The organism is Sporomusa sphaeroides DSM 2875 (genome assembly GCF_001941975.2).
In the GTDB taxonomy this organism is placed as follows: domain Bacteria; phylum Bacillota; class Negativicutes; order Sporomusales; family Sporomusaceae; genus Sporomusa; species Sporomusa sphaeroides.
The window spans coordinates 1,955,451-1,978,849 of record NZ_CP146991.1 but is presented as its reverse complement, the minus strand read 5'-3'; the positions used below and the strand labels follow the sequence as shown (position 1 = coordinate 1,978,849).

The following is a 23,399-nucleotide window of genomic DNA, read 5'->3' as shown; positions in this document are numbered from 1 at the left end:
CGCCGGTCAAACGCAATCGCAGGCAATAATTATTCAATACTTAACCGTTTAACCATCACATTTACTTCTTTAACGTTCATGCCTGTCATGTACTCAACAACCTGCTTGACACGGGTTTGGGCATCCTGCACGACATTCCAGATCGATGGCCCATATTTAATGGTTACATCCAATGAAATCGAAATTCCTTTTTCTCTGTCCTGCGAGTTCTTAATATGTATTTGGCCTGTTTTGGTAACAGCCTCCTCGCTTGTCGCAACATAGTCCACAATTGCCGCTATTACTGCATCGGAGATAAGCAGCTTTCCATAATAACTAAAGGTCGGCCGGACAATTGATTTTTCCCCCAGCTTCCGCCGCTGCTTTGAGCGGGATTTTTTAAAAAAGACATCCAGCGGATCAATCAAATAACCGGAAAAATGCGGTTTAAGTTCAATCGTAGGTACAGGAATAATATGCTTCCCCTCTTTTAACCTACTCTCCTTCGCTTTGGCAATTTCACCCCTAGTGGCAATATCCTCAATCCGGATTACCTGGCTGATTGGCGGTAGATTCAGCACATCCACTATCTTTTCTACCATGTTTTTGGATGTTCCCAGTACTAAAATACGGCCAGGTTTTACTCTAACAATTGCATCTCTAACTTCAACAGCATGGTCAGGTTCCATAAATATGGCACGTTTGACAGCACGAATTTTGCTTGGCTCTTTTTTTGCTGAATAGCCGGCAATAATTTTACTGTCCTTAATTAACAGCCCGTCGTCAATAATTGTATCAACGTCATATTCGTGCGCAACAATTAGCGCCCGATGGCTTTTGCCCGTTCCACTTGGACCTACCAGAGCGATGGTGTCCATAGGCCAGCCTCCTGCCCAAATAATAAGATATAACCAGTTATTATTAGAAAGGGATTCTTTCTAATAATATAAAAATAAACACCTTTGCAGGTGTTGTCAAGTAAAAGTATCACATTGACAAAGATTCAACAATAGCAGTCGGAATCGTGAAGCTGCCCAGTTCCTCAGGATACCTGCCGGGAATAGCATGAAAATCGGAACCGCCTGTTATTTTCAATTTGTATTTGTTGGCAATCCCCAGGTACTTGTTTGTCATTGCCTGGTTGTGCTCCGGATGATATACTTCCAAGCCATGAATACCGGCTTGGATTAAATCAATAACCAAATCATCGTTACCGACCAGGCCGGGATGCGCCAATACGGCAATACCCCCAGCCTGTTCGATTAAACGGATTACTTGTTCCGGAGTCATTTTATAATGGGGAACATATGCCGGGCCATTTTGGGCCAGCGTCTGTTCAAAGGCTGCCGCAACTGTTTTGAAGTATTTTTTCTCGACAAGCGCTTTGGCTATATGCGGCCGCCCTACGGCTTCGGCTTGCCCGGCAATGGTCAATACCCGGCGGTAATCAATCGAATAACCCAATTTGTTTAATTTATCTACCATAACCTTGGCCCGCTGCAAACGGTCCTGGAGAATAATCTCCAATTGATCGTTAAGTTTACCATTGTCAATATCAATATAATACCCCAGAATATGGACCTCATATTTCGGTAAATCGGTGCTGAACTCTATCCCGGGAATAATGACCGGCTTGGTAACAGCTGTATCGAAAGCAGCAGCTCGCCGCAGCTCTTTATGGGCGGCAACAGTATCATGGTCCGTAATAGCAATATGACTCAAGCCAACCTGCCTGGCCTGTTTAACAATCTCCTGGGGCGATAACCGGCCATCAGAAGCCGTGGAGTGAATATGCAAATCAGCAATCATAACCGGCCCAGGTTGGCAGCCAATTGAATGAGTGTCCGAACCCCTGCCCCGGTACCCCCCTTGAGATTATAGCCCTTATTCTTATCTGTATCCGATGTTCCGGCTATATCCACATGTACCCACGGGGTTTCGCCGGCAAACTGTCCGATGAATAAGCCGGCTGTAATTGCCCCGCCCGGCCGGCCGCCACTATTTTTCAAATCAGCTATTGAACTCTTGATTTGCTCAAGATATGCTTCATCATTAGGCAGCTCCCACATTTTTTCCCCTGTTTGCCAGGCGGCAGTGGTGACTGCTGCCAGCCACTCGCGATTGTTGGTAATAACACCTGAATAAAAACTCCCGAGCCCAACAACACACGCCCCTGTTAATGTTGCGATGTCAATCAGCTTAGTGGCCCCCAATTTTTGGGCATAGGTGATCGCATCAGCCAGAATCAACCGTCCTTCGGCGTCGGTGTTTAATACCTCAATGGTTTTCCCGCTCATCGATGTAATAATATCACCTGGCCTGTAGGCCGTTCCTGATGGCATATTTTCAGTACACGGCACAACAGCTAAAATATTTATATTAGGTTTAATTTGGGCAATAGCCAGCATAGCGCCTAACACAGCGCCGCCCCCAGCCATATCCCCCTTCATTTCATCCATATTTTGACTGGGTTTTAGTGATATGCCGCCACTGTCAAAGGTAATCCCTTTGCCGACATAGGCTATAACTTCTGGCTTTGCCGGAGCTCCCGCATACTTTAAGGCAATTAATTTAGGAGCGGCAACGCTGCCTTGCGCTACTGCCAACAGTGCACCCATCCCCTGTTTTTCCATATCCTCTTTATCAAGTACGCTTAGTTCCAAACCGTATTTTTGGGCAATCTCAGCAGCATGCCACGCCATTTTGGCCGGGGTCATATATTGAGCCGGGTGATTTACCAAGTCGCGGGCATAATTTACACTTTCGGCAATTATTTTGCCAAGCCGCATTGCCTCATTATATTCATCAATTTTTGTGCCGTCCTGTATCGCAATAACAAGTTTCTCGATGGCAGGAGAATCCTCTTTGCCGGTTTTGTAATGTTTAAACCGATACAGCCCCATGATGGCCCCCTCAACAACAGCTTGAGCCGTTTGGCAGTCTTCTGCCACTCCCGTATCTGGTACAGTTGTTACCACCGTTTTCGCACGGAGCTTTCTGGCAGCCCGCATTCCAACAGCAATAAGCGCGCGGGCTTTGTCTAACGTAAGTTCACTTTGCTTGCCCAGACCAAGCAAAATAACATGTTTCGCACCAATTGCACCAAATGTATGTATAACTGTGGTTTCACCATACTTACCACATTCCGGCATATCACGAATGATTTCACTTATATGTCCACTTAACGCTTTGTCTACAGCGCCGGTTGTTCCACCGGGAATCATAGCGCCTTCAGATACATGAATAATAATGGAATCACACAAAATTTCCGGTAATGAGCCGGCAATGACTTCAAGTTCCATCTTTTTCACTCCTTATACTGATATACCATCTATACTATTCCATGATATTTTATATGGTTATATTATGCCATAAAATACTTATTAAAAACACTAAAACCTGTTCAAGATGAACAGGTTTCAAGCTTTCAGTAAATGATTAGCGAGGCTCAACAATCAGTTTGATGGCTGTTCTTTCTTCACCATCAATAAGAATATCGGTAAAGGCGGGAATACAGATTAGATCAACTCCATGCGGCGCTACAAACCCTCTTGCAATCGCTACTGCTTTTACAGCCTGGTTAAGTGCTCCGGCACCGATTGCTTGAATCTCGGCGCCACCACGTTCTCTCAATACACCAGCCAAGGCCCCTGCTACAGAATTAGGATTAGATTTTGCTGATACTTTCAATACATCCATGCTTTTATGTGCCCTCCTTTAATAAAAAAAAATTATTAGTTCTATAAATTAGATATATTCGTTATACGGCAAAAAATACCTTTTTTCACAAATAAAAAAATCTAATTATTACAACAAATTCAATAAATTCATTTTTTATAGCAACCAATAACCATTACAGGCACATTGCAGTAACAACAAAGTCAAGCATCCATTGTTGCAGGGCAACCGGACATGCTATTTGTTAAACACAAACACACGCCCATCTTCCCGAATACCAATAAGACCGTGATTATCATTATATTGTTTGCGCATATTTTCCAGCATATCTTCTATTACTTCTTCTTGCAGCCGGAGGTCTTCTTCTAACATGGTATCATTATGGTCAGCGACCAAGCGCTCGGCAAACCGATCTCTAAGAAGTTTGATCGTTAAGTTGATCTCTCCCCGGGACATAGTGTGTACATCCCGCGTAATACTTAACATTGCCACTTGCTCATAGGAACTTAGTTCAACATCCATGCTGCTGGTTTTAATATCCTCCAATAAATGATATGCCGCAACACTATTAATAATAAGCCGTTTAAGATTTTCAAAGTCCACGGCCGTGGGAATACCAGAAATCATAAATGTAAGTTTTATCGAATTTTCCTCAGGATCAAAGTTGATGGTCCCAAGTTCAGGATAACGCACCAACATAGATATAAGCAGGTTTGCCCCATCAGAAACCTGTTGATCATTTTGATTAAATTCAGGCATGTATTTTCACCATCCAAAAAGTATATATAGAGCAAGTATTCTCTGAGAAGCTGCTAAATCCTGCTTTTAAATTCCTGGTAAAAAATCTAAAAAACGGCTTTACCTAAAGGTAAAAGCCGTTTAAATAGCTCAATTCATTTTTTTACTTCGCATAATCAACAGCACGCGTTTCACGAATAACTGTTACTTTAATTTGACCCGGATATTCTAGTTCACTCTCAATTTTCTTCACAATATCCCTTACCAAACGAACAGCAGTTAAATCGTCAATCTTATCTGGTTTAACCATAATACGAATTTCGCGGCCTGCTTGAATAGCGAATGACTTTTCTACGCCATCAAATGATTCAGCGATTTCTTCCAATCGTGTTAATCGCTTAAGATAGCTTTCTAATGTTTCTCTACGAGCTCCCGGCCGCGCAGCAGATACAGCATCAGCTGCCGCTACCAGCACTGCCTGAATGGTTTTAGGTTCTTCGTCACCATGATGCGCAGCAATAGCATTAATAACCTCAGCTGTCTCACGATATTTCTTAGCTAAATCGGCACCAATGGTAACATGCGGACCCTCAACTTCATGGTCAACAGCTTTACCAATGTCATGGAGCAACCCTGCCCGCTTGGCTAACATTACATCCACGCCAAGCTCGCTTGCCATAACTCCGGCCAAATGCGCTACTTCAATGGAATGCTTAAGTACATTTTGGCCGTAACTGGTACGGAATTTTAATCGTCCAAGAAGTTTTATCAGCTCCGGATGCAAACCATGAACACCTGTTTCAAAGGTAGCTTGCTCGCCTGCTTCCTTGATTTTCTGTTCAACTTCTTTTTGCGCCTTTTCAACCATTTCCTCTATGCGAGCCGGGTGAATACGCCCATCAACGATAAGCTTTTCCAGTGCTATTCTGGCAACTTCCCGCCGAACAGGATCAAATCCTGACAAAATAACCGCTTCAGGTGTATCATCAATGATCAAATCAATACCGGTAAGGGTTTCAAGGGTTCGGATATTGCGGCCTTCACGACCGATAATCCTCCCTTTCATTTCATCATTAGGCAAGGAAACTACCGAAACAGTAGTTTCTGCAACATGATCAGCAGCACAGCGCTGAATGGCCAGTGATATAATCTCTTTGGCTTTCTTTTCCGCTTCTTCCTTGGCCTGTTGCTCCAATTCTTTGATGAGCATAGCTGTTTCGTGCTTAATTTCATCTTCGACATTGGCAAGCAGTAAGCTGCGGGCTTCCTCGGAGGTTAAACCGGACAGTCTTTCGAGTTCAGTAAGTTGCTTGGCATAAAGCTCGTTAATCTTTTCTTGACTTTTATCCAACTCAGTTTCTTTACGACTGAGAATCTCTTCTTTCTTTTCAAGAGAATCGATTTTTCTGTCAAGGTTTTCTTCTTTTTGCACCAAGCGCCGTTCCAGACGCTGAAGTTCTGTACGACGTTCTTTAATTTCCCGCTCAAGTTCACTTCTAAGTTTGTGAATCTCTTCTTTGGCTTCTACTAGTGCTTCCTTTTTCTTAGATTCGCCATCCTTCTCAGCATCTTCTAAGATTTTTCTGGCTGCATTTTCCGCAGAAGCGATTTTGGCTTCGGCAATATTTTTACGTACTAAATAGCCTGCACCAGCACCTAGCAGTCCGACTAAAATTGCGGTAAGAATAATTTCTAGTATATGTTCCACCTCCTTCATTTTGCAAAATAGCAATTAAGGGTAAAGCCGATATTTAGCTCGCTTTCAAAAGTAGCTGCTCTGATGCTTTATCAACATACAGGCTCTCCTAAAAGTTTACCTAACTAGATTTAACTTGTTACACGATTGGATAATTTTATTGTAAATGTTTTTCAAATAGGTGTCAAGGTGACATATCCCTAAGGTGCTTTAAAACTTTACTGACAGTTCCTGGGCTAAATCCTTTTGCCGCTAAACGGCGCACTAGCTTCGGCATTGCATCCTCATGACGGGCCAGGTATTTGCGGGCTAAATTCAGGGCTGCCTGATATTCGAATTCCTCATCCCGACTCATTAGTCTTTCATTAATCAAAGCTGCCGGCAAACCTCGCCGCCTTAATCTCATATAAGACTCTTTTACACTGTATTTATTCATCTCAGCATATTTTTCCAGGAGCCTATCACAAAGCGCGGCATCATTCAGATAGCCGCGCTCAGTAACATATTGAATAGCTGCATGTACTGCATCCTGGTCATAACCTTGCTGTGCAAGCTTTTGCTCAAGCTCGTACTGACTATAAGTTCTATTCTTTAACAGCGCAACAGCAGTGTCAGCTATCTTCTTATTCATCAGACTTCAAAAGCCTCGTCACTATCCTCGCTAAAAACCTCATCACTTTGACTTAAGGTTTTATCAAGCTTGGCATCGCCGGTAAGTAAGGTTTCGCGGATCTTCTTATCAATTTCATCGGCAATTTCCCGGTTTTCTTTGAAAAATTCCTTGACGTTTTCCCGCCCTTGCCCCAGCCGTTGTCCATTGTAAGAAAACCATGCGCCGCTTTTATTGATAATATCAAGGCTAACTCCCATATCCACCAGACTGCCTTCACGCGAAATACCTTCACCATACATTATGTCAAATTCAGCCTGTTTGAACGGAGGAGCTACTTTATTCTTAACAACCTTGACCTTTGTGCGGGTACCGACAACATCATTCCCTTGTTTCAAAGTATCGGCCTTACGAACATCCAAACGAACTGACGAATAGAATTTTAAAGCACGTCCGCCGGTGGTTGTTTCCGGATTGCCAAACATAACACCGACTTTTTCACGAATTTGGTTGATAAAGATAGCCGTAGTACGCGACTTACTGATAATACCGGTAAGTTTACGTAAGGCTTGAGACATTAAACGGGCATGAAGACCGACATGCGAGTCTCCCATATCTCCCTCAATTTCGTTTTTGGGCACCAAAGCAGCTACCGAGTCAATGACAATAACATCAATAGCCGCACTGCGCACCAGTGCCTCAGCAATCTCAAGAGCTTGTTCACCATTATCAGGCTGGGAAATTAAAAGATTGTCAATATCAACACCCAGTTTTTTGGCGTAAACCGGATCAAGAGCATGCTCGGCGTCAATAAATGCCGCTATACCGTCCAGTTTCTGTGCCTGGGCTATAATATGCAGCGCAACTGTGGTTTTACCTGACGACTCTGGCCCGAATATTTCAATAACGCGTCCTCGCGGTACGCCACCGACGCCGAGCGCAATATCAAGAGGTAATGAGCCTGTTGGGATAACTTCAATATTCATTTTGGCAGCCGCTTCGCCAAGCTTCATAATAGCGCCTTTGCCAAAATCCTTCTCTATCTGCCGCATAGCATTTTCAAGTGCTTTGAATTTGTCCATTTCCCGGTTTTTCTCAAAATCTTTCGCTTTATCCACGATAAATATAAACCTCCCCCGCTAACTATATATTCAGCATTAAAGAAGTTTACAGGCACAGGCGGGAGGCATGTTGACAATGCCGCACCGCTGGTGCCTGACTTTCACTGCCAACACACCTCCCGCCTGCAAACTTTAACGCGCTGTATATATACTAACAGTATACAAACGTTTGTTCGTTTTGTCAATCCTCTTGTCGGGTGATGCTTGCCTATATGGTATTTGTATTTTAGCGTCCCTTTGCCGGCTCTATATTAATCCGGTAGCCTTTAATGGTATTTTTATTCATAACCGACAGTACCCGTTCAGCAACGGTTTCCGGTACTTCAACAAAGGTAAATTTATCATAAATATTTATTACACCGATAATACTGCCTTCAATGTCAGCTTCTTCGGCAATTGTGCGAACAATGTCCTGTGGCTGAATTCTTTGCGCTCGTCCGGCATTAATAAATAACCTTACCATGCCAGGCTCGGCCCCGGTGTTGGCAAATTGGGTTTTCTCAAGACTTACCTGCTCTTTGTAGCCTTCTTGAAACAGTTTTAATGCAGCTGCCGCAAGCTCGATCGGGTCGTAATCGGCAGCCAAATCAGCAATAATACTGCTATAGGCATCAAACCCGCCGCGGTTAATGGTCTGAGTGAGCTGGTTTTTAATCACTTCTGTCTGACGTTCAAGAATATCGGCAGGTGATGGCAATTGGCGCCGCAGGATGCGTGTCTTGACCTCTTTCTCAATAATCTTAAGCTGTCTGTACTCACGGGGTTGGATAAAAGTAATTGCCACACCCTTTTTCCCGGCGCGTCCTGTACGGCCAATGCGGTGAACATAGGATTCAGGGTCTTGAGGAATATCATAGTTAATAACATGGCTGATATGGTCAATATCCAACCCCCGCGCAGCAACATCGGTGGCAATAAGAATATCCAGCTTGCCGTCACGGAATTTTTTCATAACCCGGTCACGCTGCGTCTGGCTTAAATCTCCATGCAATCCGTCTGAAATATAGCCGCGCGCCGATAAAGACGCCACCAGATCGTCGACACCTTTCTTTGTCCGGCAAAAAATGATAACCCGGTCAACCGTCTCGGAATCGAGTACCCGGCACAAACCGTCAAGCTTATCACGGGTTTCGTAATAGATTTGGTCAATCAGCGGCACTGTCAGTTGCTCTTTACTAATAGTTACCGTTACTCTGTCTTTCATATACCTATTGGCTAATCTCATTATTTCAGCCGGCATAGTAGCTGAGAATAGCAGGGTTTGGCGCTCAGTGGGAACATGCGCAAGGATACTTTCAATATCGTCGATAAAGCCCATATCCAGCATTTCATCAGCTTCATCAAGTACCAGCATTTTTACATGGTCCAGCTTGATCGTGTTTCTGCGAATATGGTCAAGCAGTCGGCCAGGAGTGCCGATGACGACCTGTACACCTAATTTGAGCGTTCTAATCTGTCTTTCTATGGCCTGTCCTCCATAGATGGGCAAGGTTTTAATCCGCTTGAATTTCCCGATTTTAGCCAATTCTTCAGAAACCTGGATGGCCAGTTCGCGCGTTGGGGTAAGCACCAGGGCTTGTATTTGTCTGGCCTCGGTTATCCGCTCCATGATCGGTATACCAAAGGCGGCAGTCTTACCTGTCCCGGTCTGTGCCTGACCTAAAACATCCTTGCCTGTTAATACCAGCGGGATAGTCTGGCTCTGAATGGGGGAAGGTTCTTCAAACCCCATCGCCGTAATAGCTGCCGCTGTTTTTTTACTTAAAGCTATCTCACCAAATAAAGTTACTGTGTCTTTCAATATAACAACCTCCTAAATAGTAAGCAGATAATGCCGCAAATGACTAAGGGCGGCTAGAGCCGTCCGGTTTTTTATATCAGTACGTGCTCCTGTAAAATAATGCTCGTAACAGTTGGTTCCTGCCGGACCGTCAATGGCAATGTAAACAAGTCCTACCGGCTTATCGGCAGTGGCGCCGTCAGGACCGGCAATACCGGTAATGCCGATACCTACACCGGCACAAAATTTTTCTCTAATACCCTGAGCCATGCTTTGAGCTGTCTCACGGCTTACGGCCCCTTTTTCGGCAAGTATTTCTTCGGCAACGCCAACTTGTTCCACTTTGACAGTATTGCTGTAGCACACTATGGAACCTGTCAGGTACCGCGAACTGCCGGGAACATCGGTAATACGGCTGGTAACAAGGCCGCCGGTACAAGATTCTGCAAGCGCTGCCGACAATTTTTTTTCCAGTAATAATTTGCCCACACTCATCTCGATAGTGTCTTCATCAATTCCAAAAACATGTTCACCTAACAACGGGCGGATTTGGCTTTCGAGATCGTGAATCATTTGCAAAGCTTTTGGTTCGCTTGCCGCCTGAGCAGTAATGCGCACGTGAATTTCACCACTGCGGGCTAGCAAGGCAATCGTCGGATTGGACTGAGATAAAATATAGTGCTTAATTCGCTCTTCTAACGCCGACTCTCCCAGCCCATAGGTACGGAGGACTCTTGATACTATCGCCCCCTGAAAACCAAAGCGTTCGCTAAGATACGAAACAATCGAGGTTTCAAACATGGCTGAACATTCATGCGGCGGTCCCGGCAGATTGATAATAATTTTACCTGTCGCCTCGTCTTCAATAATAACACCTGGCGCTGTGCCGCAAGTATTTTCAACAATCCGTGCTCCTTCGGGCATCATGGCCTGACGCAAATTATTACTTGGCATACAGGTACGGCGTGTGGCAAAATACTGCTCAATTTGCTTGGCACTTGCCTCATCCAGATACAGCGTTTTACCTAGCAGCGATGCGGTTACTTCTTTGGTGATATCACCTTGCGTTGGTCCCAGTCCACCGGTTGTTATAACAAGGTCGGCCCGTTCTAATGCGGTTTTTAAAACCAGCTTCATTCTGTCCCGGTTATCACCGACTGTTGTTTGATATATCACGCTAAACCCCAGCTCGTTTAAGCGGGTAGCTAAAAATGGCGCATTGGTATTTATTATCTGTCCCAAAAGCAGTTCAGTTCCTGTACTGACTAACTCTACAATCATTACTTTCCCCCCTAACTCTAATGCATTCGCGTTATAAATTAGCAAATCCTTTACTTAATTGATATTTTACCGCAAAAATTATCGTTAATAACCGCATTATTGCTATGGCTTGTTTATAACCGGATTACTCTATATACAATGTGTTAAAAACTTTTGCAGGCGGGTGGTGTGTTGGCATAAGCGGAAGTCAAACGCCAGTGGTGGAGCGTTGTCAATACACCGCCCGCCTGCGCCCGCAAACTTCATGAACACGGAATATATAGCTTTCAGGATAAAAAATAGCAGAGCATGACGCCTCTACTATTTTGAGCTTGCATTATAGTATTATGGCTGGTGCCTTGGCGAAATCGGATATGAGGTTTAAGATGCAGTACCTTGTGTCACCTAATTATTTGGATTATATAGCAGTCTTTTTCCGTCCTGCGTTGTTGTCGTCGCCTTACATATGTCCGATATGCGCGGCTCCTCCGCCTAGCAGGACGAAAAAATCCTTGCTATCTAATCGCAAATTTTAAGTGACACAAGGTACTAGTCCGGCTTTTTCTCAGCTAACAGATCGTACGTAAATCCTTGTACAACCTCTGCCTGTACTACCGTCCCGGGGACCAGCCCGCCAGCGTTCTCCACAAAAATCCGTCCATCCACCTCAGGCGCTTCCCGGTATGACCTGCCGAAAGCCACATCAGGCTGTTCGCTATTATGGCCTTCAATCAGTACCGTAAGCTCTTTTCCTTCCATCTGGCGATTCAGTTCTCCAGAAATCTGGCATTGCAAGGCCATCAGTTCGTGATAGCGTTCTTCTTTAACCGCGTCAGGCACCTGCTGCGCCAAAGCCCCGGCTGGTGTGCCTTCTTCCTGGGAGTAGGAAAAAACACCTACCCGTTCAAACTTTTGCGCCAGCATAAATTGCTTTAAGGTTTCAAAGTGCGCGTCTGATTCACCCGGGAACCCGACAATGAATGAAGTACGAACAACTACGCCAGGGATGGAAGTTCGAATTTTAGTTAGTAATGTTTCAATATCCGCCCGTGTATCGCGGCGGTTCATGGCCGCTAATATTTCATCGTCAGCATGTTGCAGCGGCATGTCAATATATTTGCAAATCTTAGGTTCGTTGGCAATTGTTTCAATAAGTTCATCATTAAAATATTTGGGATAGCAATAAAGCAGCCGAATCCAAAGCAGTCCGTCGATTTTTACCAATTCTTTAAGCAAGGCTGTTAACTGCGGCGTATGATAACGGTCACGCCCATAACTGGTAGTGTCCTGGGCAATCAAATTTATTTCTTTTACACCTTGCGCGGTGAGATTTTTTACCTCACTGACAATGGATTCTACTGTACGGCTGCGATATTTTCCCCGTACCAGCGGAATCACACAATAGGAACAGCAATTACTACAGCCTTCGGCAATTTTTACATAAGCACTATAAGAAGGGGTAGTGGTAATACGTCTCATATTTTCATCATAAATGGTATCTGTCTCACCAATAAGCAAAAGACGCTCACCGGCCAGAACAGCCTGTACTGCCTCCATAATCCGGTGCCAGGCGCCGGTACCGACAATGGCCGATACTTCCGGCAATTCATCTAATAATTCCTGCTGATAACGCTGCCCCAGACAGCCGGCAACAATAAGTCCCCGGCATTTACCTTCCCGTTTAAAATCAGCCATCTGAATAATGGTGGAAATAGACTCTTCTTTGGCAGAGTCTATAAATCCACAGGTGTTGACTATCAGGATATCGGCGGCATGTGGGTCATCGGTAATAGTTATATTGTTATCAGCCAAAATCCCCAGCATTACTTCCGTATCTACCAGGTTTTTGGCACATCCTAAACTAACAAATCCTGCTTTAAGCATTGGTGCGTAGGCCTCCTACTTTATTCCCAAGCGGGCTTGAACCCATTTATCCAGTAATCGCCGCTGCTGCTCAGGGGAGTACATATCATGATGGTCAAGCAGTTTCATGGGTTTTTTCGCATATTCCCGGTACAGTTTTGTTTCCGGATTAGTGGGGAGAAAATAAAATTTATGTTGTGTCATAACCATTTGCGGTGCATCCTGAGTAAGCCAGTCAATAAAATGTTTTGCCTGCTCGGCCTGCTTGGCTCCTCTGACCAGGCCCGCGCCTGTCAGCAAATACGATGAACCGCCTTCAGGGTAAACGATTTGTACAGGAAAGCCGTCCTTGGCATAACGCATAGTCTCACTATGCACAGCAATACCGATATCCACCTCACCCATGCTGGCCATTCGCGCCGGTGTGGCCAGAAATTTAGCATATTGTACAATATGCGGATGAAGTTTTTTGAACAGGTTTAATGTTTGTTCCTCACCATTGGCGGCAACCAAGGTGTATAAAAGATTGGCAGCAGCATCGGCTGCAAGAAAATCCGTCATGCCTACTCTTACTTTATCGTCCAGCAGCAAGTCTGACCAATTGGCCGTCTGTTGCGTTGTGGCTTGATAGTAATCCTGATTGACCGCAAAAACAATGGGGTCATACCATAGACCTACCCAATAACCGTCAGTATCTTGAAACTTGCTTGGTATGATATCAGTATATTCTGATTGGTATGGTACCAGGAGCGCACTGCTCCGGGCTTGTTTCAGCGTCTTGCGATGAGTCAGGATGAGGTCGGCCTGCGGCTGCAGTGACTCTGCTATTAACCGGTTAATCAGTTCCCTGTCGGTAAGGGGAGTAATATTCACTCTAACATTAGCGGTTTTCTCGTATTCCTGGGCTATTATGGCTACCTGTTCCAGCGGTAATGTTGTATAAACAGTAACAGTCTCCAAACCGCTTTTGTTCCCCTTGCTGCCTGCATAGCCTGCAAGATAGGTAGTGCCTGTAACCAATAAAATAAGCAAAAAGAAAGATATTAATAACAGTGGTAGATAACGTCGCATAAACTACCTCCGCTCTATTGTAGTCCGCTAAGCCCAAATCCGCAGTGTTCTTGTCGCAGACTACTAGCTATAGTTAGAATTACAGGAAAGGCAAACATATATACTATACCTTTTATTTCTTCTTTATGCAAGTCTAAATTCCTTTAATTTCCTGAAACATAAATCATTATATTGTAACCAAATTAACTCCATTATTCTAAAAAATAACATATTGTGGTAGAATAGAGGAGACCAAGCTTCCGGGGAAACCCGCTAAACTCCCGGTTATTAAAGCAGGGCGTATTAGTGTGGTATCAGGTAAATTATCGGAAAGGAGTTGTTACCATGATAGATAAACCCTCCTTGTGGTCTATGCTTCATCCGGATTTGACCGCACGTCTGCTTATTGTCATAATTTTTTTACTGTTAATAGCAGTGGGTTACGCATTTGGCATCTACGACGGGCTTGTACATAATGATACGACAGCTGCCCTGAATTCGTTTGCCGCACTACTCTTATACGCCATTCCCGCCTTTGGCTTGTTAAAACTCAAACGCTGGGCCAGGATGGTGGAATTAGTCTTATCGATTGTGTTTGTAATCATCGGATTTATCGTCATGTTCGGTTACAGTATGACGATGGGGATTATAACTATTGTCCCCCATGGACTAATTGCCATGTACCTGTTATCAGATGACTGCCGCCGTGCATTCGGCCTGCTAGCCAAAAGAGACTAGATTTTTCTATCTAGTCTCTTTTCTTTACCCCGCTTGTCCCTGGCAGGAGCAACCCGACGGGTTTTGTTAGATTTACCGGCTTGTGAGACGGCAGCCTGCGGTTTATTTCGCGGCGGCCGTATCAGGCATTTTGGCTCATAGCCGATTAAGTCCCGGCGATTGGCCTTAGTGAGTGCTTCATACACCAACTCGTAGTTTTTCGGATTCCGGTACTGCAATAACGCTCGCTGCAGCCTTTTATCCTCCGGCTTTTTGGCAACATAGACCTTTTCCCCTGTCAGCGGATTGATCCCGGTATAATACATACAGGTTGATATGCTTCCCGGAGTAGGAATGAAGTCCTGCACCTGCTCCGGATTATAACCGGTATCACGCAGAAATTCGGCCAATTCAACCGCTTCTTTAAGGCCGGCGCCCGGATGGCTGGACATAAAATAAGGTACAAGGTATTGTTCCTTACCTAATTCCTTATTGACTTTTTCATATGCCTTTTTAAATTTTAAATACGTATCTTTACCTGCTTTGCCCATTAGTTGTGTTACTTTGGCCGAAATATGCTCTGGTGCTACTTTTAACTGACCGCTGACATGATGCTCGCACAATTCCCGCAAAAACTGCATATCATTGGCTGCCAGCAAATAATCATACCGCAGCCCGGAGCGCACAAAGACTTTTTTTATGCCGGGAATTTTTCTGATTGCCCTAAGCAATTCTAAATACTCGGTATGATCGGTGTTCAAACTTTTGCAAGCATTGGGAAACAAGCATTGCTTACCGCGACAGGCCCCCCGGTCTGCTTGCTGCTCACAGGCAGGCTGGCGAAAATTCGCGGTAGGTCCGCCCACATCATGGATATACCCCTTAAAGTCCGGCATTCTGACAATTTCACCGGCTTCCCGCAGTATGGATTCCTTGCTGCGGCTTTGGATTATCCTGCCCTGATGCGCGTATAACGCACAAAACGAGCAGCTTCCATAACAGCCGCGATGACTGACTATGCTGAACTTTACCTCCTGAATAGCCGGAATCCCGCCTGCTGCGGTATAGGAAGGATGATAGGTGCGCTGATATGGCAAATCATATATTTCGTCCATCTCTTGCGTCGACAGCGGCATAGCCGGTGGATTTTGCACCACATATTGTTCACCATATCCCTGAACAATGTTTTTTCCCCTGATCGGGTCCTGCTCCAAATACTGAATTTTGAAGGCTTGGGCAAAATCAGCCTTACTATTGACGACCTCCTGATAACCAGGTATCTCAGCATAATCCCAGAGATGCTCTAGCGTCTCGGTGCGATAACAGGTTCCCGGTATATCCCGGATATTTTCAATACCAATACCGGCAGCTAATTGTGCGGCTAAGTCTTTTATCTGCTTTTCACCCATACCATAGATCAGCAGATCGGCTCTACTATCAATTAAAACCGACCGCCGTATACTATCTGACCAATAATCATAATGGGCAAACCGCCGCAAACTGGCTTCGATCCCGCCAATAATCAACGGTGTCTTTTTCCATATCTCTCTTAGCCGGTTGCAATAAACAATTGTCGCCCGTTCCGGCCTAAGTCCAGCCTGGCCTCCGGGCGAATAGTTATCAGTACTGCGATATTTCTTGGCTGCCGTATATTTATTAAGCATAGAGTCAAGATTGCCTGCGCTGACCAATATACCCAGCCGGGGTTTGCCTAAACGTTTAAAGTCATTCGTGGTACGCCAGTCAGGCTGAGCAATGATTCCCACCTTGTAACCATACTTTTCTAAAAGTCTGGAGATAATGGCCGGTCCAAAACTGGGATGGTCAACATACGCATCCCCGCTTATAAACAGGAAATCCAGTTGTTCCCAGCCTCTTTCAGCCATATCTTCTCTGGTCATGGGCAAGAAATTCGTCATATCGGTAAATTTACCTCATTCCTATTGTGTAATTCCCGTCAATGTAAATGTTTTAACAATGACTTCACCATTCCCACCAATTTTCCCCACTGCATTCCCGTTATATACTACCTCAACGGCACCGGCGTTGCCAAACTTGGCTGTCAGAGTATTGACGGCTTCCCAGGTCAACGATTCACCGCGCTTTGGAATACCTTCGTAGATTTCCTTGCCGTCTGCCATGACTTGTGTCCAACACTGGGAATTGTATTTAACATTTACAATGACTTTGGCAGCCGGCTGGACCGGCAGAGCAGACTGGGTTGACGGCGTTGGATTTGAAGCCGGCTGCTGCGCTGCCGGTTGCTGCATTGCCTGTTCCGGCTGTTTAGGGGCCGCGGATTGCGGTGGCGGAGTTGGAACAGGTTTTTGACTGCCTGATGACCACCAGGTCACTCCGGCAACAATCCCTGCTGCAACAACAGCTATCCCCAGCCATTTGAACCACGCATTACCGCTTTGAGGCGGCCGGCTTACAGGATCTTCCTCTTGCTGGCTGCTTTCCGGAACACTCTCGGTAACCTGCCCTTTATTTTGACGATATATCTCCATAACCTGCTGAGGATCAAGCCCCAAAAAAGTTGCATAATTGCGGATAAACCCTTTTACATATACCTCTCCGGGAATAACACCATAGTTACCTTCTTCAATAGCGTTAAGATACAGCGCCCTAATGCTGATAGCACTTTCAACATCTTTGATCGACAGATCTTTCTTTAAACGTTCAGCGCGTAAAAGTTCCCCTACTGTTTGCAAAACAACTACCTCCCAAACTGTTGTAAGTATTGGATTATTACTTCCGTTGCCTGCTCTATATCATCTGCATTTACTTCTACATCATATATAGCTGTATCTGATTGCCCATAGCCATACATAAGATCGTAATAGTCCACAAGCAGTACCTTCACGACGTCCCGAACCTTACCTGCTCTAAAATCAGCCAATAAGTATTCTGTTTTCTTGTTGCCGAGACGTCTGCGCAATGATTCAAGGCCAGCAACTATTGCTTCATCATTGTCTTTATCTTTATATAAATGTATGTACTCCTTGATTAACCGGTCTACCCGTACCTCAATATCTGCTGACACCAAAATCTTTTTGCCCCGCCTCATAGCGTCAAACAGACAGTCGGGCAAGTATACATTGCCAATACGCTTGCTTTCACATTCAACGACTATATATGGCTGTGTATTTAATTGGTCAAGCGCCAGCAGTAAATTCGTATCAAAAATTTGAGCTGTTGCCGGTCTGCCTAAACCAATTTGTCCAAAAACCGACCCCCGGTGATTTGCTAATTGTTCCAAATTGATTACCGGAATGTTTGCATTAGCCAGTTGGTTTAGAATTAAAGTTTTCCCTGTGCCGGTTGAGCCGCAGAGCACAATGATTATGGGTTTAACCTCGAAAGTTCTCAACCTGTTCAAGACAAATTGACGATAGGCTTTGTAGCCCCCGGAAAGCTGAGAAGACAAGATTCCCATTAATTCCAGCACAGTTACTACCGCTTTGGAGCGCATGCCCCCCCGCCAACAGTATACTACCACTTTTCGTCCTGATTCACGAAGTTGTTGAACCCGTCCGACGATATCCGGCAGCTTGGCTGAGGCCAAAACCAGTCCCTGCAGCTTGGCTTCTTCGACACCTACCTGTCTGTAGGTCGTTCCCACCTGAACACGTTCATCATCACTGAATAAGGGAATGTTTACGGCTCCAGGGATATGCCCGGTTTCATATTCTGCCGGTGAACGCACATCAATAAAAACCGGACTGTCTATAGCGACAGCTTCTTCTACACTAATAATACTATGCAATATAAATCACCACTATTATTCTACCCTGTCATAAATGCGCTAAGCATAAAAGAGAGTTATTTCTTGAAATATCTTACGTTAACTTGTTCAGAAGTCATAATAATATCCCGTGCTTTACTACCTATATTGGGTCCGACAATTTTCATCTCTTCCATAGTATCAATTAACCTGGCCGCGCGCGTATAGCCAATACGAAATTTGCGTTGCAGCATGGATACAGAAGCTTGTCCGGTTTCCAGCACCATATTCACGGCATCTTCCAAAAGTTCATCTTCAAAATGAGTTTGCTCATCTTTACCGGCATTCCCACTCTCCACAGTCGTTATACCATCATTATATTCCGGCTCAGCCTGTTCCTTAATATAGTTTACCAGGGCTTCCACTTCGCTATCGGCAATGAAGGCTCCCTGCACCCTGAGCGGTTTTGAAGCCCCGACCGGGTAAAATAACATATCCCCTTTGCCTAACAGTTTTTCGGCCCCGGCACTGTCTAAAATTGTCCGTGAGTCGACTTGTGACGAGACAGCAAAAGAAATGCGGGAAGGTACATTGGCCTTAATTGTACCGGTAATAACGTCAACCGAAGGACGCTGTGTGGCCAGTACCAGGTGCAAACCGGCAGCCCGGGCTTTTTGTGCCAGGCGGCAAATGGCATCCTCAACATCGACAGGGGCTACCATCATCAAATCAGCCAGCTCGTCGATGATAATCAGCACTAAGGGCAGGTGGTTATCGGCATGAAGCTCATTATACCGTGCAATATCACGGACTCCCGCGGTAGCAAAAACTTCATAACGGCGCTCCATCTCCTGTACAGCCCAGTTTAAGGCCGATGCCGCTTTCTTGGCGTCTGTCACTACAGGTGTCAGCAAATGCGGTATACCATTATAGTTGGATAGTTCCACCATTTTAGGGTCAATTAATACTAATTTTACTTCATCAGGACGCGCTTTAAAGAGCACGCTGGTTATCAACGTATTAATGCAAACGCTTTTGCCTGAACCGGTAGCCCCCGCAACCAGCAAATGCGGCATCTTAGCCAGGTCTGCAATAATTGGCTGTCCTGCAATGTCTTTGCCTAACGCTACTGTCAAACCGGAGGAAGAACGTACAAATTCGTCAGTTTCCAAAACCTCTCTTAAAGCAACACCGGATAATTCCTTATTGGGCACTTCAATGCCAATAGCTGCTTTACCGGGAATAGGAGCTTCAATACGAACCCCTGACGATGCAAGTTTCAGCGCCAGGTCATCTGATAAATTCACTATTTTGCTTACTTTTACACCAGGAGCGGGTTCAAGTTCGTACCGCGTAACTGTCGGTCCCTGACAAGTATTTATCACTCTGGCACTGACGCCGAAACTGTCTAACGTCTGTTCCAGTATACGGGCGTTGTCGGTAACTTCTTTCGGCAGCTTGGTTAAGCGTGGACGGTTTGGTTTTTTTAAGATAGATACCGGCGGCAACCCATATGTTGCAGTCGCCTCAGCCGCTTCAGGCCTGACTGGCACGAAAGACTCCGGTTCAGAGTGTTCTGCTGTGGCGATCCCCTCTTTAGGCATACTATTTTCTTTTTTGGGCGTCTTGACAATAAATTCCGGCTTGTCATCACACTGCTGGTCATAAAAAGCAGGCCGGCTTGGTGGCTCCTCTTGTTCTGAGAAAATATTTTCTGCAGACGCGGCGATAGCTTCCTTGGCTGAAGTCAGGCTGTCTACCGCCTTGACTTTAGCTGTCAGCAATGCTGCCGCCAGTGACCAGGTCGTAATCATTAGTATTGAACAAAGCAACATGGCGGAAAGTACGATGATGGAACCATGCACTCCTAACAATTTACGCAAAGAAAAAAGCAGCACACCGCCGGTAAAGCCGCCGCCTGTCACCAAGCTATCAGGCATTATTTCCTGACCAACCGGAATCTTAACATGATGATAAATTGCTAAAACCATAAGATAAAAAAGCAATAAGCCCCAAAACTTGACTGAATAAATAATTGGGCTTTTCGCTACAATGTACTTTAGTCCAACGATTAACAACACTAAAGGTACAACTGCCGCGCCAATTCCAAAAGTATATGTAAGTATTTTAGCAATAAATACCCCTAACGGACCAACATTCAAACCCAGCAGGCTAATTAACGCCAGCAGTCCGCCGGTAAACATTGTTATACCCAATAATTCATGTCGCAATTCCGGAGTCAAATGGTCTAACCATTTAGGCAAAACATACCACCTCTACTAGTACAGGGTTCTACATTATGAGAAAAATTCCTTTATTTTTAGTATTTTTAAGGCAAAAGAAAAACGCCCTCTTTTATGAGAGCGCCTGAATAACCGGTTTATAAGTGATAATTGTTCCCGGCTGCAATTCATTGCGAAGGTAGTCGAGAGGATCGGTGGTCAATAAGCGAACAACACGAAATTCATTATGCGATATTTTTTGCGCCATTACCTTTTGTCCTGCATATTCAATTTCTTCATAAGCTGGCTGCGGCTGATTTTGGTCGCCGTACACTACTTCTTCCGGAACAATTGTCCAAAGAATCATTACTGTTTCAGCCCCTTACCTTCTTTATGGTCTTTTTGCAGTTCAATGAGTTCCTCTAGTTTTTTCAAGGCTTGCGATACGCCGCCTATTTCATTAATTAAACCATATTTAACAGCATCTTTGCCAGCTACCGAAGTTCCGATGTCCCGGGACAATTCACCTGTTTTGAAGAGAAATTCTCTCCATTTCTTTTCAGTTACATTGGAATGGCTTACCACAAATTTATTAACACGCTCTTGCATCTTTTCGAGATAATCAAAGGAGCTTGGCGCGCCTATGACCAAACCGGTAAGCCTGATAGGGTGAATTGTCATGGTAGCGCTCTCCACAATAAACGAATATGTCGCCGAAACGGCAATCGGTACGCCAATACTATGCCCGCCCCCCAATACTATGGAAACAGTGGGTTTTGACATACTGGCAACCATTTCAGCGATGGCCAGCCCTGCTTCAACATCGCCGCCTACAGTATTGAGTACCAGCAGCAAACCGTCGATTTCATTTGACTGTTCAATCGCGACAATCTGTGGCATTACATGCTCATATTTGGTAGTTTTGTTCTGAGGCGGTAAAACCATATGGCCTTCAATTTGCCCAATTATAGTCATTACATGAATATTGGTCTTCGCTATTGGTACTTCGGGTGTCCCTAACTCCTGGATATTTTCGGCTGCTGCTGTTTTCCTGGCTTGTCTGCTTTTTTTCGGACTTTCTGCCGGCGACGGATTTATTTGAGGTGCTTCAGGATTAGTACCCGGAGGAGCAACTACCGGATTATCATTAACTATCATTTACATATCCCTCCAGCCAATAAGCTAGTTATTTTTTATCCATATATAGTATTGGCGCTGATTGAGATTTCATACAGGCCTTGCCGGCAAAACAAATAAATAAGCCTTGAGGTGCCTGGTTTTTCAGCAGGAACACTCAAGGCTTCATTATTATACTTCCATGATTATCGGTAAAATCATAGGACGGCGGCGGGTACGTTCATATAAATATTTGCCCAGCGTATCACGAACATTGGATTTAATGGCGGCCCATTCCGTAATACCGTTATTTTCACACTTTTCCAACGCCTGCCTGACACGCTCTTTGGCATCTTCCATAAGCTGTTCAGACTCGCGTACATAGACAAAACCACGGGATACAATATCCGGGCCTGCGGCCACTTGCCCGCCTTGTTTGTCCATCGTGACCACAATGATTAATATTCCGTCCTGTGAAAGCTGCCGGCGGTCGCGAAGTACAATATTGCCCACATCACCAACCCCAAGGCCATCTACTAAGACATTGCCGGAAGTTACCTTGCCGGCTACCAGCCCCTTGTCGGCGGTAAACTCCAATACCTGGCCATTTTCTGCAACAAAAACGTTCTCCTTAGGCAGCCCCATGGATTGCGCCAGTTGAGCATGCTTTACCAGGTGACGGTATTCTCCGTGAACCGGGATAAAGAATTTCGGCCGGATCAGGTTTTGGATTAATTTGAGCTCCTCCTGGCTTGCATGGCCGGAAACATGAATGCCGGAGGCCGCTTCATATACCACTTCGGCACCTTGCCGAAAAAGATAGTCAATTGTGCGTGAAACCAGTTTCTCGTTGCCGGGGATTGGTGTGGCTGAAATGATTACCGTATCTCCCGGAACAATTTCAACCTTTTTGTGTTCCGACATCGCCATTCTCGTTAAAGCCGACATCGGTTCCCCCTGACTGCCTGTTGTCAGAATAACAACTGCTGAAGACGGATAATTATTAATTTCATCAATATCAATAAGTATCCCTTCAGGCACATTTAAATAGCCTAGCTCCAGAGCGATATTGGCAACATTAACCATGCTGCGTCCAAGAATAGCTACCTTGCGCCGGTATTTGCAAGCAGTATCAATGGCTTGCTGAATCCGGTGAATATTAGAAGAAAAGGAAGCAATAATAATACGCTCCCGCGCGCTACGAAAAGTCTCGTCAAAGGTGACTCCCACCGACTTTTCACTTTGCGTGTAACCAGGTCGTTCCGCATTGGTACTATCAGCCAAAAGTACCAGAACCCCTTGATCACCTAACTCGGCAAAGCGGTGAAAATCAGTAACTTTACCGTCAACCGGAGTCTGATCAAGTTTAAAGTCGCCGGTATGGACAATCACACCAACCGGTGTTTTTATGGATAAAGCTACTGAGTCGGCGATACTGTGACTTACCCGGATAAAACCGATTTTAAAATTGCCAATCTGAATTCGGTCGCCTGGTTTAACGGCATTCAGATTAGTCGCAGGAACGTTGTTTTCTTTCAAACGGCCTTCCAGAATGCCAAGAGTCAAACGAGTGCCATATACAGGGACATTCAGCTGTTTTAATACATAAGGCAGGGCACCGATATGGTCCTCATGCCCATGCGTTAAAACAACCGCCTTCACTAAATCGCGGTTGTCCAACAGATAGGTAATATCAGGAATAACCAAATCAATCCCCAGCATGTCGTCTTCAGGGAACATTAAACCTGAGTCAATTACTATGATTTCGTCACCATAGCGTATGACCGTCATGTTTTTACCGATCTCCCCCATACCGCCCAAGGGAATTATCTGTACTTTGTT

20 protein-coding genes are annotated in these 23,399 nt (G+C 45.0%); 1 reads left to right on the top strand and 19 read right to left on the bottom strand.

The window, feature by feature from the left end:
- Positions 1–29: 29 nt before the first annotated feature.
- The 12 genes from SPSPH_RS08980 to SPSPH_RS08925 form a co-directional block, all read right to left on the bottom strand.
- On the bottom strand, positions 30–857 hold the full coding sequence (locus SPSPH_RS08980; protein WP_075755216.1) for an Asp23/Gls24 family envelope stress response protein: 828 nt from the start codon (positions 855–857) through the stop codon (positions 30–32).
- Positions 858–966: 109 nt separating this feature from the next.
- Complete coding sequence (locus SPSPH_RS08975; RefSeq protein ID WP_075755214.1) at positions 967–1,788, bottom strand: PHP domain-containing protein; 822 nt, start codon at positions 1,786–1,788, stop codon at positions 967–969.
- Positions 1,785–3,281, bottom strand: a complete 1,497-nt coding sequence (locus tag SPSPH_RS08970; protein ID WP_075755212.1) for a leucyl aminopeptidase — start codon at positions 3,279–3,281, stop codon at positions 1,785–1,787. The genes SPSPH_RS08975 and SPSPH_RS08970 overlap by 4 nt, the downstream gene beginning before the upstream one ends.
- Positions 3,282–3,417: 136 nt before the next feature.
- Positions 3,418–3,678 (bottom strand): stage V sporulation protein S, encoded by a 261-nt coding sequence (locus SPSPH_RS08965; protein WP_075755210.1) that lies wholly within the window; start codon positions 3,676–3,678, stop codon positions 3,418–3,420.
- 216 nt (positions 3,679–3,894) lie between these two features.
- Complete coding sequence (locus SPSPH_RS08960; protein ID WP_075755207.1) at positions 3,895–4,416, bottom strand: hypothetical protein; 522 nt, start codon at positions 4,414–4,416, stop codon at positions 3,895–3,897.
- A gap of 142 nt (positions 4,417–4,558) precedes the next feature.
- A complete protein-coding gene (gene rny, locus SPSPH_RS08955) occupies positions 4,559–6,112 on the bottom strand; it encodes a ribonuclease Y (RefSeq protein ID WP_075755205.1) in 1,554 nt (517 codons plus the stop codon).
- A 163-nt stretch (positions 6,113–6,275) separates the two neighbouring features.
- A complete protein-coding gene (locus SPSPH_RS08950; protein WP_075755203.1) occupies positions 6,276–6,722 on the bottom strand; it encodes a regulatory protein RecX in 447 nt (148 codons plus the stop codon).
- The gene (gene recA / locus SPSPH_RS08945) at positions 6,722–7,783 is read right to left on the bottom strand and encodes a recombinase RecA (RefSeq protein ID WP_075756031.1); all 1,062 of its coding nucleotides are present in this window, start codon (positions 7,781–7,783) and stop codon (positions 6,722–6,724) included. Before recA ends, SPSPH_RS08950 begins: the two co-directional genes overlap by 1 nt.
- 265 nt (positions 7,784–8,048) lie before the next feature.
- Positions 8,049–9,623, bottom strand: coding sequence for a DEAD/DEAH box helicase (locus tag SPSPH_RS08940; protein ID WP_075755201.1), 1,575 nt, complete (start codon positions 9,621–9,623; stop codon positions 8,049–8,051).
- 12 nt (positions 9,624–9,635) lie between these two features.
- On the bottom strand, positions 9,636–10,883 hold the full coding sequence (locus SPSPH_RS08935) for a competence/damage-inducible protein A (protein WP_075755199.1): 1,248 nt from the start codon (positions 10,881–10,883) through the stop codon (positions 9,636–9,638).
- A 528-nt stretch (positions 10,884–11,411) separates the two neighbouring features.
- Positions 11,412–12,746, bottom strand: coding sequence for a 30S ribosomal protein S12 methylthiotransferase RimO (rimO, locus tag SPSPH_RS08930; protein ID WP_075755197.1), 1,335 nt, complete (start codon positions 12,744–12,746; stop codon positions 11,412–11,414).
- A 15-nt stretch (positions 12,747–12,761) separates the two neighbouring features.
- Positions 12,762–13,796, bottom strand: coding sequence for an ABC transporter substrate-binding protein (locus tag SPSPH_RS08925; protein ID WP_075755195.1), 1,035 nt, complete (start codon positions 13,794–13,796; stop codon positions 12,762–12,764).
- 324 nt (positions 13,797–14,120) lie between these two features.
- On the opposite strand from SPSPH_RS08925, the gene SPSPH_RS08920 reads away from it, so the two are divergent.
- Positions 14,121–14,513, top strand: coding sequence for a hypothetical protein (locus SPSPH_RS08920; RefSeq protein ID WP_075755193.1), 393 nt, complete (start codon positions 14,121–14,123; stop codon positions 14,511–14,513).
- Here the strand turns inward: SPSPH_RS08920 and SPSPH_RS08915 are convergent.
- The 7 genes from SPSPH_RS08915 to SPSPH_RS08885 form a co-directional block, all read right to left on the bottom strand.
- A complete protein-coding gene (locus tag SPSPH_RS08915; protein ID WP_075755191.1) occupies positions 14,510–16,411 on the bottom strand; it encodes a YgiQ family radical SAM protein in 1,902 nt (633 codons plus the stop codon). The two genes, SPSPH_RS08920 and SPSPH_RS08915, sit on opposite strands and share 4 nt — an antisense overlap.
- Before the next feature lie 21 nt (positions 16,412–16,432).
- Positions 16,433–17,206, bottom strand: a complete 774-nt coding sequence (locus SPSPH_RS08910) for a helix-turn-helix domain-containing protein (protein ID WP_075755189.1) — start codon at positions 17,204–17,206, stop codon at positions 16,433–16,435.
- A 5-nt stretch (positions 17,207–17,211) separates the two neighbouring features.
- Complete coding sequence (mnmH, locus tag SPSPH_RS08905) at positions 17,212–18,261, bottom strand: tRNA 2-selenouridine(34) synthase MnmH (RefSeq protein ID WP_075755187.1); 1,050 nt, start codon at positions 18,259–18,261, stop codon at positions 17,212–17,214.
- Between the two features lie 56 nt (positions 18,262–18,317).
- Complete coding sequence (locus SPSPH_RS08900) at positions 18,318–20,483, bottom strand: FtsK/SpoIIIE family DNA translocase (RefSeq protein WP_075755184.1); 2,166 nt, start codon at positions 20,481–20,483, stop codon at positions 18,318–18,320.
- A gap of 91 nt (positions 20,484–20,574) precedes the next feature.
- Positions 20,575–20,808, bottom strand: coding sequence for a YlzJ-like family protein (locus SPSPH_RS08895; protein WP_075755182.1), 234 nt, complete (start codon positions 20,806–20,808; stop codon positions 20,575–20,577).
- Positions 20,808–21,599 carry a ClpP family protease gene (locus SPSPH_RS08890; RefSeq protein ID WP_075755180.1) on the bottom strand — a complete coding sequence of 264 codons (792 nt, stop codon included), beginning with the start codon at positions 21,597–21,599 and terminating at the stop codon, positions 20,808–20,810. Before SPSPH_RS08890 ends, SPSPH_RS08895 begins: the two co-directional genes overlap by 1 nt.
- 150 nt (positions 21,600–21,749) lie before the next feature.
- Positions 21,750–23,369, bottom strand: a complete 1,620-nt coding sequence (locus tag SPSPH_RS08885; protein WP_233138930.1) for a ribonuclease J — start codon at positions 23,367–23,369, stop codon at positions 21,750–21,752.
- Between the last annotated feature and the right edge of the window lie 30 nt (positions 23,370–23,399).